At 37.3% G+C, this 18,320-nt stretch carries 17 protein-coding genes; 9 read left to right on the top strand and 8 right to left on the bottom strand.

Going from position 1 to position 18,320, the window contains the following annotated elements; translation table 11 throughout:
* Positions 1 to 37 precede the first annotated feature (37 nt).
* The 3 genes from HPC41_RS17835 to HPC41_RS17825 all read right to left on the bottom strand — a co-directional run bounded on the left by HPC41_RS17835 (position 38) and on the right by HPC41_RS17825 (position 2,679).
* Positions 38 to 1,270 carry an IS256 family transposase gene (locus HPC41_RS17835; protein WP_120334405.1) on the bottom strand — a complete coding sequence of 411 codons (1,233 nt, stop codon included), beginning with the start codon at positions 1,268 to 1,270 and terminating at the stop codon, positions 38 to 40.
* 224 nt (positions 1,271 to 1,494) lie between these two features.
* Positions 1,495 to 2,061, bottom strand: coding sequence for a hypothetical protein (locus tag HPC41_RS17830; protein WP_172395357.1), 567 nt, complete (start codon positions 2,059 to 2,061; stop codon positions 1,495 to 1,497).
* Positions 2,062 to 2,115: 54 nt separating this feature from the next.
* A complete protein-coding gene (locus tag HPC41_RS17825; protein ID WP_172395356.1) occupies positions 2,116 to 2,679 on the bottom strand; it encodes a hypothetical protein in 564 nt (187 codons plus the stop codon).
* Positions 2,680 to 3,310: 631 nt separating this feature from the next.
* Between HPC41_RS17825 and lodA the strand changes: the two genes are divergently transcribed.
* The 5 genes from lodA to HPC41_RS17800 all read left to right on the top strand — a co-directional run bounded on the left by lodA (position 3,311) and on the right by HPC41_RS17800 (position 9,353).
* Positions 3,311 to 5,353, top strand: a complete 2,043-nt coding sequence (gene lodA / locus HPC41_RS17820) for a CTQ-dependent lysine 6-oxidase LodA (protein WP_172395355.1) — start codon at positions 3,311 to 3,313, stop codon at positions 5,351 to 5,353.
* Positions 5,354 to 5,356: 3 nt separating this feature from the next.
* Positions 5,357 to 6,460, top strand: a complete 1,104-nt coding sequence (gene lodB / locus HPC41_RS17815) for a lysine-epsilon-oxidase maturase LodB (RefSeq protein WP_172395354.1) — start codon at positions 5,357 to 5,359, stop codon at positions 6,458 to 6,460.
* Between the two features lie 80 nt (positions 6,461 to 6,540).
* Positions 6,541 to 7,086, top strand: a complete 546-nt coding sequence (locus HPC41_RS17810; RefSeq protein WP_172395353.1) for a helix-turn-helix domain-containing protein — start codon at positions 6,541 to 6,543, stop codon at positions 7,084 to 7,086.
* Positions 7,087 to 7,196: 110 nt separating this feature from the next.
* Positions 7,197 to 8,393 (top strand): retropepsin-like aspartic protease, encoded by a 1,197-nt coding sequence (locus tag HPC41_RS17805; protein WP_172395352.1) that lies wholly within the window; start codon positions 7,197 to 7,199, stop codon positions 8,391 to 8,393.
* Positions 8,394 to 8,711: 318 nt separating this feature from the next.
* Positions 8,712 to 9,353, top strand: coding sequence for a flavin reductase family protein (locus tag HPC41_RS17800; RefSeq protein ID WP_172395351.1), 642 nt, complete (start codon positions 8,712 to 8,714; stop codon positions 9,351 to 9,353).
* Between the two features lie 271 nt (positions 9,354 to 9,624).
* Here HPC41_RS17800 and HPC41_RS17795 read toward each other — a convergent pair whose 3' ends face one another.
* The 4 genes from HPC41_RS17795 to HPC41_RS17780 all read right to left on the bottom strand — a co-directional run bounded on the left by HPC41_RS17795 (position 9,625) and on the right by HPC41_RS17780 (position 13,762).
* Positions 9,625 to 9,837 (bottom strand): PepSY-like domain-containing protein, encoded by a 213-nt coding sequence (locus HPC41_RS17795; protein ID WP_172395350.1) that lies wholly within the window; start codon positions 9,835 to 9,837, stop codon positions 9,625 to 9,627.
* A gap of 229 nt (positions 9,838 to 10,066) precedes the next feature.
* A complete protein-coding gene (locus tag HPC41_RS17790; protein ID WP_172395349.1) occupies positions 10,067 to 10,582 on the bottom strand; it encodes a hypothetical protein in 516 nt (171 codons plus the stop codon).
* Between the two features lie 304 nt (positions 10,583 to 10,886).
* A complete protein-coding gene (locus HPC41_RS17785; RefSeq protein ID WP_172395348.1) occupies positions 10,887 to 11,741 on the bottom strand; it encodes a helix-turn-helix domain-containing protein in 855 nt (284 codons plus the stop codon).
* A gap of 140 nt (positions 11,742 to 11,881) precedes the next feature.
* On the bottom strand, positions 11,882 to 13,762 hold the full coding sequence (locus HPC41_RS17780) for a glycoside hydrolase family 2 protein (RefSeq protein WP_172395347.1): 1,881 nt from the start codon (positions 13,760 to 13,762) through the stop codon (positions 11,882 to 11,884).
* Between the two features lie 456 nt (positions 13,763 to 14,218).
* Here HPC41_RS17780 and HPC41_RS17775 point away from each other — a divergent pair, with 456 nt between their 5' ends.
* Positions 14,219 to 14,854, top strand: coding sequence for a carbonic anhydrase (locus HPC41_RS17775; RefSeq protein WP_172395346.1), 636 nt, complete (start codon positions 14,219 to 14,221; stop codon positions 14,852 to 14,854).
* 256 nt (positions 14,855 to 15,110) lie between these two features.
* On the opposite strand, the gene HPC41_RS17770 is transcribed toward HPC41_RS17775, so the two are convergent.
* A complete protein-coding gene (locus HPC41_RS17770; RefSeq protein WP_246250837.1) occupies positions 15,111 to 15,488 on the bottom strand; it encodes a winged helix-turn-helix transcriptional regulator in 378 nt (125 codons plus the stop codon).
* A 110-nt stretch (positions 15,489 to 15,598) separates the two neighbouring features.
* Here HPC41_RS17770 and HPC41_RS17765 point away from each other — a divergent pair, with 110 nt between their 5' ends.
* The 3 genes from HPC41_RS17765 to HPC41_RS17755 all read left to right on the top strand — a co-directional run bounded on the left by HPC41_RS17765 (position 15,599) and on the right by HPC41_RS17755 (position 18,188).
* Positions 15,599 to 16,201: an FMN-dependent NADH-azoreductase gene (locus tag HPC41_RS17765; RefSeq protein WP_172395345.1), complete on the top strand. Its 603-nt coding sequence runs from the start codon at positions 15,599 to 15,601 to the stop codon at positions 16,199 to 16,201.
* 308 nt (positions 16,202 to 16,509) lie between these two features.
* Entirely contained in the window at positions 16,510 to 17,436 is a 927-nt protein-coding gene (locus HPC41_RS17760) for a sensor histidine kinase (RefSeq protein WP_246250834.1), read from the top strand.
* Positions 17,433 to 18,188, top strand: coding sequence for a LytR/AlgR family response regulator transcription factor (locus tag HPC41_RS17755; protein ID WP_172395343.1), 756 nt, complete (start codon positions 17,433 to 17,435; stop codon positions 18,186 to 18,188). Before HPC41_RS17760 ends, HPC41_RS17755 begins: the two co-directional genes overlap by 4 nt.
* The last annotated feature ends 132 nt before the right edge of the window (positions 18,189 to 18,320 follow it).

Below are 18,320 nucleotides of genomic sequence, written 5' to 3'. Positions count from 1 at the left end.
GGGAGTGTAACTCAAACTGTGTCATTGGATTAGCATCTTAAAAACCTCTTTCTAATTTGAGTCTATCCCCAAATCTAATATAAAGTTGGGATATGGTCAAGCCCCAGTTATGCATTGGCATCGTCCATTTTTTTGCAATATCTTTAATAATTAAATACATCAATTTCATGAGCGCCTGTTCAGAGCTGAAAGCTCCTTTAGACTTAATAATTTTTCGTATCTGACGGTGCATTCCCTCGATCGGATTTGTGGTGTATATAATCTTGCGAACCTGATCCTCGTACTCAAAGAAAGTAGAAAGATTGGTCCAATTATCCATCCAGGATTTGGCAGCAAGCGGATATTTCTTACCCCATTTTTCTTCGAAAGACAAGAGGTTCTCATAACCTATTTCTTCGTTCACGGCTTTATAGACTGGCTTTAAATCCTCCATAACAAGCTTTTTATCTTTCTCAGTTACATAGCGCATACTTGTTCTGATTTGGTGAACAATACACAACTGGATCTTTGTTTTTGGAAAAATAGCTTCTATGGCCTCAGGAAACCCTTTTAGACCATCAATACAAGCAATAAGGATGTCTTCAACACCACGTTGCTTTAGATCCGTAAGAACTGAAAGCCAGAACTTAGCTCCCTCATTTTCTGAGCTATAAAGACCGATCAGATCTTTTCTACCATCCATACCAACTCCCAGTATGTTATAAATAGCTCTTGATTCAACAGTTCCATTCTGGCGAACTTTAATGTGCATGCAGTCCAGGAATACAAAGGGATAAACAGCTTCAAGAGGCCTACTACGCCATTCATTTACAGCTGGAAGTACACTTTCGGTAATACGCGATATTTCAGTGGCAGAGATTTCCATTGCGTACATTTCGCGTATAAACTCGCTTATCGCCCGTGTGCTCATTCCTTTGGCATACATGCTCAGCACGTGTCCCTCAAGCTGTTCAGTAATGATTAATTGCCTTTTAGGTACTACCTTAGGCTCGAATGTGCCGGATCTATCACGGCCTGTTTCCAGTTCAAATGTCCCAGTGTTAAGGCCTCGGACAGTCTTTTTTGTCTTGCCATTTCGCCGGTTGCTATTGCCCGAAGCTTTCTCTTCGTTCAAATGGTTTTCCAGTTCTCCATCCATCATTGATTCCAACAGATGCTTCATTAACGGCGCTAGGACGCCATCATTGGGAGACAAACTTTTACCTTCGTAAAGACCTTGCATGGCTTCTGCCTTGAAGCGTTCAAAGTCGAATGGGTCTTTTTCTTTCATGACCGTGTCGTTTGAATAATTGAATATAAATAATCTTATTGAATTATTCCTCTGACACAGTTCATGTTACAGTCTCTAATTAGTAATCTTAATTTTTTTTCTCATGTAATAAAGCAATCGGAAGATTATCTACAGAAGTTAATATCTGCGATTCTGCACCAAAAATTTACAGTCCTATAGGAATAAAACTTACTATCATTATCGTCAGGTAGAGTCATTTCTCTTCATAACAAACGATTGGGAATGCTGTAAGTCATTATTTCTGTACCGTTAGACTTTTTCACAATTTCTTTTGTATTTCTAAGTATTAATGTATGGTTTCCAAGTTTACTGTATGAAACAAACTCTCCATCCGGTGTCTGTTTGCAGATAATAAACATATGCCAGCCCGCCTCCCCCGGAAGTGAGATAATTACTTTTCTCGCAGACTTCAATTCATTTTCTATCGTTTGAAAAAGGCTATCTATCGGAAAGGTTTCATCCCGTGGCAAAACAAATTTTTGAGAAAAAGTAAACCCGTATAATTCTTTATTGTCAAAGTCGCGGAAAGAACCATCGCTTTTGTTTTTCCATGCATTTTGTAAATCATAAAAATCAAAATCTACGGCTTTATAATATTTTAGTATCATTTCGACAGCTGATGGAATGCAAGACAATTGAAAGATTTGATCGTGGTTGTTCACGACAGTATCAAAAAAATCACAACTATCGATTTTTTGTGTTTGAGCTTTCGAATGAAAAATAACAGATGTGGATATCAATACCACTAAACTTAAGATAACCTTTTTCATAATTTAAGTTATTATTAATTTTTACCATAGTTAAAACGATCTGTTAAGTTCTCGCTACGAACGCGTGGGAGTACGATAAGTCATGATTTCCGTACCGTTAGACTTTCTCACAATCTCTTTTGTGTTTCTAACTATTAATGTATGGCTTCCAAATTTGCTATATGAAATAAATTCTCCATCCTGAGACTGTCTATAAACGACAAAAATAGACCAGTTCGCATCCATATTCAATGCGATAATTACTTTTTTACCAGACTTCAATTCATTTTCTATGGTTTGAAAAAGACTATCCATTGGAAAATTGGCATCCCGCGGTAAATTAAATTTTTGGTAAAAAGTAATTCCATATAATTCTTTATTGTCGAAGTCACGGAACGATCCATCTGTTTTGTTTTGCCATTCATTTTGTAAGTTATAAAAATTAAAATCTACTGCTTTACAGTACTTTAGAACCAATTCTACAGCCGATGGAATACCTGAGAACTGAAAGATTTGATTGTGGTTATTTACAACGGTATCAAAAAAATTACCGTTACCGACTTTTTGTGTTTGACCCTTCAAATGGTAAATTAGCGATGTGGATATTAACATTACTAAACTAAAAAGAATCTTTTTCATAATTTGAGTTATTCCTGATTTATTGTTTTACCAAATGTAATAAAATTGCTTTAAATATATTTCTCTTAAAACAGAAATGATAGCATGCAATTGGTACCCGTCAACAGCTGTTAATGGTCAAGTGACTCAATGGTCTGCATCCCTATAGCGGAACTATGATCTTATCAATGCGCATAATTTTCATTAGTGAATTGTTCCAGTTAATACTATTTCCCAACGAAGATATTATATTGGTAATGTAAATATGGATTGTAGCTTTAGTTTATGATTCTATCTTAAGACCAATTTCCGTAAAAGTAAAATCTATTAAATCCCCTAAAGATGCAATAGCATATACACAAGAACCTCATTTCCAGTCAGACCAATTCTATTTATTCACATCGACAGCACAAAAAATTCTCTCACATCTGTAAAAAGAAAACATTAAAAATTAATTCTAAGTATTTTTTAAATTAAAAATAAAAAAAATTCCCTGATATTGAGAAAATTATTATAAATTTATAATAGTAAAGTAAATAGCAGAAGGATCAGTTGCTTAGCGTAATATTATTTTGTCTAAAACTAATAACAATTTAAATATGGCGTTACCGAAAAGCCAATAACAGAGTAGGAAAAACCAAATAAATAAACCATGAATTTATCAATTCATCCATCTGTAGGAGTTGCCCGATTAGGTAATAGCCCTACGGATATCTGTTTATCTCCAAATACCATTGGAGGTCTTCCTTTTGATGCGGATAGCAACGGAAATGCTTTAGGTCCAATCTCAGATTTCAAAGATGCTAAAGGCTTGATCAAACGACAGGGACAACCTTTTACTATCCTCACAGAGTGGGGCGAAGAAGTTAATCTGGATAGCCCCAACGTAGCATCAATCGAATGGACAGTTCATTTAGCAAACAAAAAAGCAGCTTGGTATCAATATAGTGAACTGCAGGGAAATTTGTTATATGGGACGCAAAACAGCTACCAAAACCAACAAATTCCTTTCAGAAACCCTCATAAAACCACCGAACAGGAAAGACAGACTTTGATTGTAGACCCCGGGCCAAGAACCGTCTCTGGAAGAAGCAAACAAATTGGGTTCGACAAAAGTAATGTCCCTTACGGATATCCGGCACAATATCCATCAGAAAATGTCCTTTATGGATCCCCTATTACTACCCTCGGGGATCTTCTAACCGATAACTTAGGAAGATTGGTCGTTTTAGGTGGCTATGGACATGCAGGCGGAAACCTTCCATTAACAAGTTACGGCGGGTCGAGCACCTGGCATGATGATATTTCTGATGGAGCAGTCTATTGTACAGTCAAATTTAACGATGGAACTTCAGTCTCTTTGACCGCTTGGGTCGTGGTCGGATCGCCCGATTTTGCACCGGAGATCGTCAATATTTCGAATTTGAGTGATACCATGTTTGATGTTGCAGTCAGAAATTTCAATTTAGTCCCGGATATGTATAGTAATGGGAAATTTAATCCTAATTATCAGGCCAATTACCAACGCGATATTTTGCCCATTATAAACCGGATCGGACGGTATCAATGGGTTTCGAACGTACAATCAATGATGGCTTTTACTAGCAATGTATTTGACTTTACAGATAATTCGGATGCGAATTGGCACAATAGGCAGAATTATTTTTCTTATTTTAGAAGAAATGACTCGCAACCCCCTGTCCCACCTACTTTACCGCAAGAGCAATTGTTAAGGCAAAATGGAACAGATATTTTTCCAATGATGCCATTGAATTCGGGAAGTAACTCGGTGAGTAACACGAATATCATGAAATTCTTGGCGCTCGACGAGACCCAGTTATTCTTAATGCAACAATGGGCTAATGGTTACTTCATAAGCAACACTAATTATGACCAATATCCCGTAAATTCCAGAGATACGGCAAGTGTCGGTAATTGCGTCGGCCTGCCAATGTGCCCTGGAATTGAAGTCACATGGAGTTTGCAAAATCCGATCATTTATGACAGCCCGTATCGAATTTTACAATACGGAAATGAACAGCTATATGCTACGTATGGATTAACTCCCTCCAGAGACGAGTGTGAAGGTGGTGGTTGTGAACCGGGTGATCTAACCAAAAGAATGGCTTGTCCGTGGCAGGCAGATTTCTTCCAATGCACGATCCAGCTGATCAACTTCACAGATCCTTCGGTAAATAAAGCCGGTGACCCGGCTGCTCCGCTGCCTCCCACCTACTATTCTTACTGGTGGCCGCCTCAGAGCCCATGGGATGTTTTGGTAGGTGAATTTACTGCGGATGGTCAAGTTGCAACTAATGTTCCTGCTGGTCAGCAAATGAATTATGCCCGTGGAATAAATAGCTTCACGCAAATGGTCACATATTGGTATGCGCTGGGTTTTATCAGGGATAAAAATTCACACAGTACAGGGTTTCCTTTCTTTGTAGAAACTGAAAGAAACAATGAAATATTTACTTATGACAATGTTCCTGTCAGTCAAATTAGCGGGAATAAAGAGGATAATGAAACGACAATTCCAGTTTTCTATATTGAAGAAAATCCACAGATTATAAAAAAGAGAAGCGAAAAAGGCAGATTATTGATGGCTCATTTGGAAGAAGTTGGATTTAAAAAGATTGAAATAGTGGGTGAACGTATGCCGTTACCGCGGTCGGGAACCCGAAATAGACGATAAAAGATGCAAAACACATTAGAAACTGATGTTTTAATTGTCGGTGGAGGTCCCGCAGGGACTTCCGCCGCTTTAAGTTTACTTAAATATTCGGACCTACAAGTCGTGATTATAGAGGAGACGAACTTAGAATCAATAAAAATCGGTGAACAGGTCAATTCGAGTATTTTTGATTTGATGAAATATATAGGCATTGAAAAGGATCATTTCAAAAAGGATAATTTCATCAAAGGATACAGTACAACTGCGGCCTGGGGAAGTGAAAGGATGTTAGTGAGAGACTCCATTTTTAATACGGATACTGAGAGTTTTCAATTAAACAGGGAGGAATTTGATTATATGCTTTTGGAGAAGGTCTCAGAACAAGGTGGTATTATTTTTCCAAGAACAAAATGTCTCAACTTTAATCAGGATGAGGAGAACTGCTGGACAGTAAGCTTAAAACATGATGTAAAAGGAAATTTTACTGCAAAGGCAACCTTTCTGATAGATGCAACCGGAAGACTAGCTAGTGTCGGCAGAAAGCTAGGTGTTGAATCTAAACGCGATGATGAACTTACCGCAATCGGAAGGTTTCTTTATTTCAAAGAAGCGCAGCATATTAAACAAGATATTGTAATTGAATCGATCGAAGACGGATGGTGGTACTGTGCCACTTTACCCAATCAAACAATGACACTAACGCTCTTTTCAGATGCAAATATCATCCAAGAAAAAAGGCTTAAAAAAATAGAAAACTGGAGTGCATTACTGGCAAAAACAACCTATATCAATCGTAAAATCGCTGCTGCAGATTCGATAGGAAAACCGTGGATAAAAAATGCTTTTTCTCAAGTTACGGATATTCTTTCCAGAAAGAATTTTTTGGCTGTCGGGGATGCGGTAGCTTCGTTTGATCCCATTTCTTCTATGGGCATTGGGTTTGCGATGACTTCTGGGTGTAACGGAGCTAAAGCGATTATAGATGCCCATTTAGGACATACAATGACTTTTAACAACTACCAAGAAAATATAAACAAAATATACAATCAATATCTTAAAACCAAAAGATCTTTCTATGGAAAAGAACAACGCTGGAATAATTCCGCTTTTTGGAAAAAAAGATTTTGAATGAAAATAAAACTCTTAGTAATTTTTGAAAAACAATAAAGCTTGTTTTCGTTACCTTAGCTCATATATATGATAAGGGTATGTCGAAATTAACTGAACAACGGGAAAAGCTTCGCTTGACACAAGAAGAATTATCAGAGAAGTCGGGTATTTCTGTAAGGACAATTCAGCGGATCGAATCCGGACAAATTCCGAAAGGATTTACGCTCAAAGCCCTTACAAAAGCGCTGGAAGTGGATGAGTCATACTTTGAATTTCAGGAAATTTCTGACAATAAAAATCAGGATACGATGAGATGGAATAAAATCGTAAATCTCATTACGTTGCTATTTATTTGCCTTCCACCGCTGAACATTCTCATCCCCCTTATCCTGATTTTGTGGAAGAAAAAAATGAACCCTATCAATAAAAAACTGCTGTCTATCCAAATCGTTTGGACCTTGATTGGAATTGTACTATGCATCTTTGTTTTGATCCTTAACGATTGGTTTGGAGTGGAAAGTAACGTAAAAATACTTATACCTATTCTTTGGATCGGTGTGAATGGGTTGGTTATTATCCGAAATGCAATCTCTCTAAGCAAAGAAAACACAGAGCGTATACTACCGAATATCAATATTTTATAGCCTTTGCCAGATATCTGACGGGAACCTGACGGGTGCCTGTCGGGGCATTGGCGGGCATAATTTTCGTGTTTTACAGACAAGCTTCATTTCTTTGATCAAAAATGTAAAACATGAAAACAACAGGTATGAAACAGATCATTTCAATAGCTCTGATGCTGCTTATTTTAGGCGTAAACTTCAGCTATGCTCAACAAAAAATCAGGACGATAAAATCTACTTCGACAAATATCTGGATAAGCGATGGAGCTCACGTGAAAATGGATTGGCGTCTGGAACCGGAAGCTCGTCCTGATATTTATTACGTGAATCTACCTTCACAAAAAAGTGTTATAAAATTTAGGACAGACCAAGAGGAATTGAACATCCTTACCAAGCCGGGTAAAAAATATGATTTTGTGGTATTGCTCAACGAGAAAGACAGCTGTCACATTCAGATTTCCTCCACGCTGCCCCCAGATGTCTCTATCCTCAAAACCAAAGCTACATATCCGGTTCGCATACCTTTCAAACTACTTAATTCCAAGATCTTTTTTGAAGGACAAATCAACGATAAAAACGTACTTCTACAGTTTGACTTAGGAGCAGGAACCAGCGTTGTTAACAAAAAATCTTCAGATAAAATCGGTTTAGAGTTTTCTTCATACAAAATGGTGAGCAATACACAAGGAGTCAACAAAGAAAGGACAAGTCTGGATAATCAATTGATTATTTCTGATTTGCAGTGGAATGGAATTCCACTGACCGAAGTTGGAAATATGGACGATTTCGAAGATATAATCATAGGAAACAGTTTTTTTCGGGATAAAATTATCGGAATCGATTACGATAAAAACGAATTTACTATTTATGACAAACTGCCAAACCAAGCCCAAGATTATGAAAAAATGCCTGTATATTATGTGCAAAATCGTCCGATGTTTAGAGCTGATATTTTCCATAACAACAAAAGATACCAAGCTTGGTTTCTTTTTGATACTGGCAGAAACGGCTCTATGCTTATCGGGAATGATTTCACCGGGTTAGAGAATAATTGGGAAGAACTGCAGCCGCTGACTGTCGTCAACGGACGAAAAATAATTCGTCTAGATGCTCTCATCGCAGGTGTAGGATTCAAAGATATCGTGACCAATGCTTCCGATCCTGCAATATCAAATAACAAAGCAAGCTTGTTTGGAAATCAGATCCTAAAACATTTTAATGTTATTTTGGACAACAAAACTGGAACGCTGTACCTAAAAGCGAATTCGCTTTGCAATGAACCTTATTTTAACTATGACAGCTATTTGAAACAAATGTCAAATAAATAGAATCTCGCAATATACGCTATAACATTTCCTAGGATGAGGCAAAGTCAAACTGAATTAGTTGGTCCATCCTCTTCCGTATAGACAATGGATTCTGAAAAAGACCAACCGGGCGAGAAAAGATAATAAAATATCTAAAAGCTTAGAAAAAGAATTAGCAAATGTATTTGATTAGTAAAAGACGCCATGCGGATTTTAAAGTTGTACGTAAAATGTAACGGGATTTCGCAAGAATCGGATTTTAATATTTATTTGACATAGTTAGTTTTACAACATAATATGGGGATAAATAGAAAGAAAAATCATTAAAGTAATTAGAATATGCATATTAAAAGCGATCCTGCCATTTTGTATTTCGGCACACCGGTAGCTCTTATCAGCACCAAAAATGCGAATGGTACCGATAATCTCGCTCCCATTTCCTCAATTTTCTGGTTAGGTTGGCGGTGTGTCATTGGTCTTGGTGCATCATCTCAAACAGCCATGAACTTAATGGCTACAAAAGAAGCTGTTTTAAATTTACCTTCAGTAAATGAAGTAGACCGGCTTGCTAAAACCACGGGCTCTAATCCTGTTTCACAAACTAAAATATTAAAGGGATATCGCTTCGAAGAAAATAAATTTGAAATTGCAGGATTGACAAAGTTACCTTCCGAAACCGTCAATGCCCCAAGGGTAAACGAATGCCCGGTACAAATGGAAGCTGTTGTCAAAGCGATTCATAAATTGGCAGCGGATGAAAATATAGAGCAGGGAAAAATTATCACGTTTGAACTAAAAATAAACAGGATATATTTGGATACATCAATTATTATGGACAGTAAACCGAACAAAGTCGACCCAGACAAGTGGAAACCTTTGATTATGAACTTCCAAGAGTTTTATACACTTGGAAATAAGGTGCATGAATCGACTCTTGCAGAAATCCCTGAACAGATGTATTATACACAACATAGGGACTAAACTCTTTCTATAACCACACTCTCCAGTAAATATCGTTCGGCAATATTGGTTAGTGCATAGTCTATAACCCCCATTTTAGGCTGGCCGGTGGATTGCTGTCCACAATATAGTGAACTGATTCAACTGTCTATATTAGCTACGGTCAGGATATATTAAACAAGAAAATTGCCGTAGCCAACAACAGATTTCTGAAAGCGATACTGCAACAATAAAAAAGGCCGAGTCTTTCAAACTCGACCTTAAAAAAACTAATCTAGCCCTTCCATAATCCTTACCTTCTATTCACTTTTACAAATTGGCCTTGCAAATCGAATATTAGACTATCACTACCCAAAATATCAATTCTGTAAATATTATGTTCTTTTTCAATGTATTGAATCAGACTTGCAGGATGATTTTGGATAATGTAAGATAAAATATTTTTTCTGATATCCTGGGTAGACAATTTTCCTTCCGTCCCTCTTATTAAATTCCAGTTAGTCATATAACTCAAGTTTTAATTTTTAAATATTGTGATAACCTAAGCTATATATCAATTTAGGAAAGAATTGGGAAACCTTCGTCACTGTTCGGATCGGTTTTAAGGGCATCTTCGCACAACGGATAACCTCAATGGAAAGACATTCGTATTCCACAAGCACTAATAACGACTAAGTTGTAACTAAAAGCCACTTGTTGCACAAGTGGCTTTAGTTCTTCTAATAGTATATGTTTCAGCTAATATTGTCAAGATAAGTGGTAGAAACCACCTTATTTATCTTTCTTTGTTTAAGGAACTGAAAAATAGATCCGATGATAAAAAGTACAAAAAGAATCAGGAGTGTCTGCGCAATTATTGGATCTTTGCTATCGGTGGCCAAAGGACCTGTAATCGGGACTCGGGTAAAGGTTTCATTCACTGTCGGCACAAGGGATAGAAAAAAACTAAATGATAGCGAGAAGTTTTCAAAATATCTCGCTTTGAGACTAGCCTTTTTGCGCGAAAAGAGAAAATATGCCATCGCAACCAAAAGAATGATAAAGAGGGAAAACACATGCCCAGCATTGAAACCTCCATGCTTTGAAATACCCAAAGCCGATAGTGAGGTGACAATGGTTGCATAAAAATATACCCTTCCAGACAAGGTGGCGAGATTGATTTTGCCATATCTGATAAATCCTGCTAATGCAGCTACAATCGCTAAAATACCAAGGATGGTATGAAAGATTCCTACACTTGATAAACTCATTTTTTTTCAATTTAATAATACATCAATGAATAAAGCGGCTTTGCCTAAACCGCACTGTGCCCACCATGCCATTCCTCTCTCCAAAATATAGTGAGAAATAATGCCCTGGAAGGAACACTACAAATTTGCATTGGAAAGATTAAAGAGATTTGGGGATTTGGTTCAACTATTTAAGATTTTGGCTCAAAAAACTTTACGCGGTCGCTGGAAATGCGTAGCTAAAAAAAACTTTGAAAAGCGGACTACCTACTGCTGATGTGCCCAATCAGCTAGGGTATGACAGGCTTTTTAATTACCTATCGGTTTATACTCCTTTCTGCTCTTGCCTATAAGCGGTAGGGCTAACATGATATTTATCGCCAAAGCTTTTAGTAAAAGTGGCCAGGTCATTAAAACCACAATCAAAGGCAATATCACTGACACGTTTATCCGTTATTGTGAGCAACTCGGCAGCTTTTTCCAATTTTTTGGTTCGGATATAACTGCCGGGGCTATCGTTATATAATTTTGCGAATTCACGTTTGAAAGATGATACGCTAAGATTATTTAGCTCAGCCAATTGATCAATCGTTAGCTGGGAAAATAAATTTGCTTCAATAACTTGCTTGAATGAATAGCTCATTGGCTTAAATAACTGTGACAAAACCGATTGAATTGCTTCAGCGTTCTGGGACTGCGCCAGCAATAAGATGATTTCTTTCAGCTTAAGCACCAATATATCTTCATTTACAAGCGCAGGATTTTCAAAATAGAAGAGCAACCCTTCTATATACTTTTCGACCAGAAAATCATTGCTTATTTTTTCATTTGATTTATTTGAAATAAGCTGCTTAGGCTTTTGAAACAGTGCAGGCAGTTCGCGGTCATAGATCCGTTTCAGGATATCCGGATAAAAGGTAACGATAATGACCTGACAGCCTTGTCCCGGTTTAGCATTTTGGATTTGTTTTCCAGAACCGATGCAATTGAGCAATAAAGCGTAATTCGTAGGAAAGTTAATTTGTTCATCGTTTCGTTGATAGCGAAACTCTCCTTCTAAAACGTATAGAAAACAGGCTTGCTCAGCAATGGGGAAGTCATACCTAAAGGGTGCAGACAAATCAATTTTCTGGATCAATGGCTTACCAAACAGTTCGTATTTTTTATAATCATTCAGCATCGTCGTAAATTTACGGATTAATTCTGATCCATGCTGATTGGATCAAGTTGCTAGGCACATGGCCGACTCAAATCGTTTTCCTTTCAAGTGACAAAAATAGAATCAAGAGATGCCCATTAAAGCGCTCTTGACTCCAATTTCTATTCTACTGGATATTCTCTCAAAATTGAACTTATTTTCTTCTTTTTGTCGATATTTTGGCTGCTCTTGATAATTTCCTCGTTTATCCATTTGATTTTATTAAAATCCATTTTTTCGACCTTGCGATCATAAGTGACCAGCCCATTGATTTCATGCTCCACATCTGAAGTCTGCGTATAAATAGCCGAGCTTAACCCCCTGTACATCATACGTTGTTCAATTTCGTTGAGCAAGTAAATATAAGTATCTGTCAATACATCCTTATTGATCAATATTTCGTAGGCATTATTAGGTACAGGCCATAAGTGTTTGCGCACAAAAAGACCTTTTCCTCCAAATTCACCTAAAGATGCGGCGCGGTTTGCATCCGGTTTGGGGAAAGCTTTATCTTCCATTTTTCCGTAATGGTGCATGTCCACAAAATCACCATTACCAGGATCACCTTGTGCTGGCCTATAACCCGGTGCATAATTAAATCCCGAGTTGCCATTGACCAGTCTTGAGGGGTCATATTCCTTGGTCCATTGGGTGATATCCGGCACTTCAAAGGCGCCCCAGTTTTCATTGAAAGGCACCCAGGTAACAATAGAAGGCACACTGACGAGCTGATCCATCATCTGTTTGAGTTCGGTCCGGAACTGCTTCCGTACAGCGACAGAATCGGTATCATCTGGATACCATAAGTTTGGCATATCCTGCCAGACCATTAATCCCAACCGATCGCAATGATAATACCAGCGCATGGGTTCGACTTTGATATGCTTACGGATGACATTAAAGCCAGCCCGTTTTGCAAGCTGGATGTCGTAAAGTAGAGCTTCCTCTGTGGGTGCTGTAAAAATTCCATCCGGCCAATAGCCCTGGTCTAACAACCCAATCTGAAATTGGAACTTTCCATTTAACAAGGTTCTGTTTATACCGTCGACCTTCCCGATATTAATGGAGCGCATCGCGAAGTAAGAGTCTACCCGATCCACTGTTTGCCCCTGTCTATCTTTCAGTTCTACGTTCAGCTGGTATAGAAAAGGGTCGTCCGGGCTCCATAGATGGGGACTGCTGATTGGGAGAAAAAAAGTTTCATCAGCCTTTCCTTGTGCTTTAGCAACCTCTTGTTGTCCATCATTTGCCCTGGCAACAATCGTCAGATTTTCACCTTGCGCGAAGGCAGTAATCTGTAATCTATTATTTTTTAGGTCGGGAACCAGCTTGAGCCGAGTTACATGCTCTTGCTCTACAGGTTCCATCCAGACTGTTTGCCAAATACCCGAACTAAAGGTATAGTCTCCTTTATCACCATTCTTTCCAGAGGGCATCTTACCATCATTTGGATCATAGGCTCCCACGGTGAGGCTGTTGTCGCCAGGTTTTAAAAAGTCCGAAATATCAAAACTAAATGCACTATATCCCCCCGTATGGTTACCCACCTTTCGACCATTGATATATACACTAGCATAGTGATCTACCGCACCAAAATGTAATAAGACACGTCGCCCCTTCCATGTCGGTGGTATCACAAGAGTTCGTCTATACCACAAGAATTTTTCGGCGCTTCGGGCAATTCCGGACAGTTCTGCTTCGGGAACAAAGGGTACCCGGATCTTTTCTGTCTTTGCAGGAAATGCTGGTGGGGTATCGGCTGTTCTTGGATCTGTATGTGTATTGCCACCAATATAGTCCCATATCCCATTGAGGTTTTGCCACTCAGTGCGCTTCATCTGTGGACGAGGATATTCGGGGAGTGGTATTTCTGCTGTCAAAGCATGCGCAGTCCAGGCTGTAGGAAGTGTAAAGTCGGCCAATGACTGTGCTTTTAAAACATGAGTAAATAGCCATGACATCAATGTCAACATTAACAGACTAAATTTTGTTGGGTTTATCATTCGGTTTAGTTTTAATCAGGTTTATTTGACGCAACGCAGCATGGAAATAAAGCTCAAAATCGATACTATTTTTCTGCTGAATCGCGCTTTGTTTTATTCGGTTCGGATTTAAAGCTGTAATTTAAAACTTTTCTGCCCATTTAAAACGAAAATAACACAAATAATACAGAAATAACAATAGCTAAAACGTTAATTCAAAATCATACCATGAATTCCATAAAGAAGCGCAACAAGCTGATGAAAACACTGACCGCTACCTATATGTTTAATATTGAATTTAAGGGCTAGGGATGCTTAATCAGTCATCTTGTAGTGAACACAAACTTATACTGGAAAAACAATATTGATCTCGTTTATGAGCTCTGCCGATACAAATATTGAGCTAACTGGAATTCATAGTCGTGTGGATAATTAGCAAAATAATTATATCTTTAATACTCCAAATTTTTAAATTTTATGAAGGCACATACGTACGAAACACAATCAACTATTACTCCTCAAAAAGCATTAGACTTCTTAAAAGAAGGCAATCAACGCTTTGTCAATAATCTAAAGGCAAACCGGGATCTTCTCGAACAGGTAAATGCTACCCGTGAAGGTCAGTGGCCATTTGCCGTAGTATTAAGCTGTATAGATAGCCGCACTTCTGCTGAACTTATATTTGACCAAGGGCTGGGTGATATTTTCAGTATCAGGATTGCCGGAAATTTTGTCAATCAGGATATTCTTGGTTCAATGGAGTTTGGTTGCAATGTCGCTGGCTCCAAACTCATTGTTGTATTAGGCCACACCAAATGTGGTGCATTGAAAGGAGGATTAGATGCTGCACAAATCGAAGGAATGGGAATGGACAACTTGAACCATTTAATTAACCATTTTGACCCCATTATCAATGAAGTAATAGATGAAAACGAAGAATGCTCATCTAAAAATAGCGTATTACTGGAGAAATTAAATCAACAGAATATTAAACACGCTATTAAAGATATTCGCAAGCAAAGTTCAACACTTCGGAAGCTTGAAGAAGAAGGTAAGATTAAAATCGTTGGTGCAAATTATGATGTCGAAACAGGCAGCGTAAATTGGTTGTAGAGTTATTTCAGAAAATGCAATTAACGCCGTTTTAACTATTAAAATCTGATAATTTGTTCAAAGATAACCTACGTCACTGGGTAGGTATGTATCATGCTAAAAATATAAAAAAAGCTGCTTGGTAAGTATCCGAGCGGCTTCAATTTTTATTGAAAATGTATTGAAGCAGTTGGGTTTCGTACCAAATTCACAAGCTTTACTTGGTTAAAGGTATGAGTTTCAAAAAAAGTCTTGCAAGTAAATAAATGGAGATAACTTAAAACACTTCTTCTCGAATATTTTGTTTATGCATTTTTCCCCAAGCCGAAAGTGCCACAATGACGTTTTTTAGCGTTCTACTGTAATCGGTAGAAATATATTCTACTACCACAGGTGTTTGATCAGCATGTACAACTCTTTTCACAAAACCATTCAATTCAAGGTCTTTCAACTCGTTAGAAAGCACCCGTGCCGAAATTCCCCGAATATTTCTCTGAAGCTCATTAAATCTGATATTTCCGCTTTCCTGTAGAACAATAATAATTTTTAATTTCCATTTTCCGCCTATAACATAAATTGCATCTTCGACAGAGGAGAGATTTTCGGAACATTTTTCAGCCGTTATTGGCTCTTCTAAATCCATTGTATTTTCCATGAGATTCGACTTTAAACTAACCAAAAGGTTACTACTAACCTTTTGATTACTACTAACTTTTAATAAGCGAATATACATAATTTTGCTAAAGAAATTTTAATAAAGAAAAAATGAAAAATATACTTCACATTATTTCAAGTCCAAGAGCAGAGGCTTCCGCAAGTAGAAAGTTAGGGAATGCAGTTATTCAAAAAATTCGGGAAAAGTATTCCGATAGCATTGTAAAAGAACGCGATCTTACAAAAAGTAAAGTTCCAGTATTGGAAGAGGTACATATAAATACCTTTTTTACACCCGCTGAAAATCATTCTGAGGAACAACAATCGATCAGCAAATATTCGGAAGATCTGATTTCCGAATTAAAGGAAGCTGATATTATCGTTATTGATTCTCCAATGTATAATTTTTCAGTTCCTGCAACTCTGAGAGCCTATTTCGATTTTACTTCAAGAGCGGGATATACCTTTAAATATGATGAAAATGGACCAAAGGGCTTGCTAACCGACAAGAAACTATATGTTGCTTTTACTTCTGGAAATATCTATTCAGAAGGACCATATCAGCTATACGACTCTAATATTCCTTACATCAAAAATATCTTTGGGTTTTATGGTATTTCAGACATCAGTGTTTTCCGCGCTGAAGGGCTTTCAATCCCCGGAATTATGGAAACATCATTGGAAAAAGCAATCAACAATATCGCCATTGATTAATGCAATGATTTGATAGAAAATTAATCCTTGTTATTCAAAATTTGACAAGGATTTTTTATTTGCAGACCCAGCTCACTAAAATTCCGGATGTTTCAACGGATTAGGCTCTCTAGCAAGAAGATGTTAAATTCATCCCCTAAATTATAAACTTCATCGGAAAACAGAAGCTATTCTCAAAAAATATTACATGGAAACTTTATTTTTGAAGAATGGTTCAAATAAAAAAAATAAATGTAAAAAGACTCGTTATCTTTTTCTTCTCAACACTGATATATGCTTTGTGCCAAATGCTTTTCAGCATTATTTTAATGAAGGAAGATTTATGGAATAATTTCCATAAACAATTATCGGCTCATTATGTGGTAATTTTTGCGATGTGTATAGCAGACTACCGTTTATTGTTGATTTTGAACAAGTATCTACCTTATTCCAAAAATATATTTTTGCGTATTGTGGCAGACATTTTAGGTATAACCTTAATATGCCTGATATTACTATGGATATTCAATTTTTTGATATACGATGTATTTCTTGTTCCTAGGGACGGATTACCTCCTTTGTCCGTCAAATTTGCTTTTGCGATGGCCGCAAATATCCCTATTTTGTTGGTTTTCGAATTAATTCATTACTTCCAATCCGAGCAAAAAGCCATCGCGGATTCCGAGAAAGTCAAACGCCAAGTTCTACTGTTCCAACATGAAACGCTAAGGTCACAAATAAATCCTCATTTTCTGTTTAATTCCCTAAATGTACTGTCTTCACTGATATATATAAATCAGGAAAATGCCAACAAGTTTACCAAAGCGCTGTCTAAAACTTATCGATATGTACTATCTCTTACGCAACAGCCGGTCGTGTCTATTGCGGAAGAATTGCTCGCTTTGGATTCGTATATATTCCTCATGAGAATGAGGTTTGAAAATGCTTTTACTTTTACAGTAAATAAAATAGCGTTCAATGAACAAAACAAAATTATACCGCTTACTCTTCAACTATTGATAGAGAATGCATTCAAGCACAATATCGCAACCGAAGAGTCAACATTGAATATTACAATTAATATTGATAACGATTATATTACGGTCGAAAACAATATCCAACCGTCAGGCAGTACTGACAAAGGCGGGATCGGATTAAGATATATTACCAAACAATATAAAATCCATGCTAAAGAAGTAAAGGTAGAGCATACCGAACACATGTTTATTGTAAAAATCCCCTATATACAATCATGAATTACCTGATAGTAGAAGATGAGCGTTTTGCATACGAGGAACTGAGACGTATGATGCTAAAATTACGTCCAGATTATATCTTGGAAAAGCAAACGAAAACGGTGGTAGATACCATCGGATTTCTCAAAGAATCTAATGTTGATTTGATTCTTATGGATATCCGCCTCGCAGACGGCAACTGCTTCGAAATATTTAACCATGTAGAAATTACTATACCCGTTATATTTACGACAGCTTATGATGAACATGCCGTCAAAGCGTTTAAACTTAACAGTATCGATTACTTATTAAAACCATTTGATGAGAATGAATTAGAGACTGCATTAACCAAATTTGAGAACATTTTTCATAACTCCCCTTATAAAAACAATACGAAGAATTTTGAGCAACTGCTGTCACTTAAAACCAAAAATCGTTTCCTAATATCCAAAGGAGAAAATTATCATTATATAGAAACCAAGGATATTGCTCACTTCTATAGTGAAGATGGAGTCGTATTCCTGCACACATTCAACGATAGACGATATATCATTAATTATACATTAGACCAATTGGAGCAGCAGGTTGATAGCCGTTTGTTTTTCCGTGTATCACGTAATTGCATAGGGAATGTAAAAGCCATTGAAAATGTCGCAAAATACTTTAACAGCCGACTGAAACTTTCCTTTTCGCCGGAATGCCCACATGAGGTTTTGGTGAGCCGTGTACGCGTACCGGACTTTCTAAAATGGATGGATGGCATCCTGCAATAACTTGTTGCAGAAAAATCTATCCTTCGGATATTGCATTTCATTTATTGTATTCTAAAGCCTATCGTTTACATATTCCATACATGCACCGTTCATCGTTCTTTTGTTCAGAATTAAAAAATAACTTCAAAACTT

It is taken from the genome of Sphingobacterium prati (genome assembly GCF_013167215.1).
GTDB lineage: Bacteria > Bacteroidota > Bacteroidia > Sphingobacteriales > Sphingobacteriaceae > Sphingobacterium > Sphingobacterium prati.
This window is presented reverse-complemented; position numbering and strand designations above follow the sequence as displayed.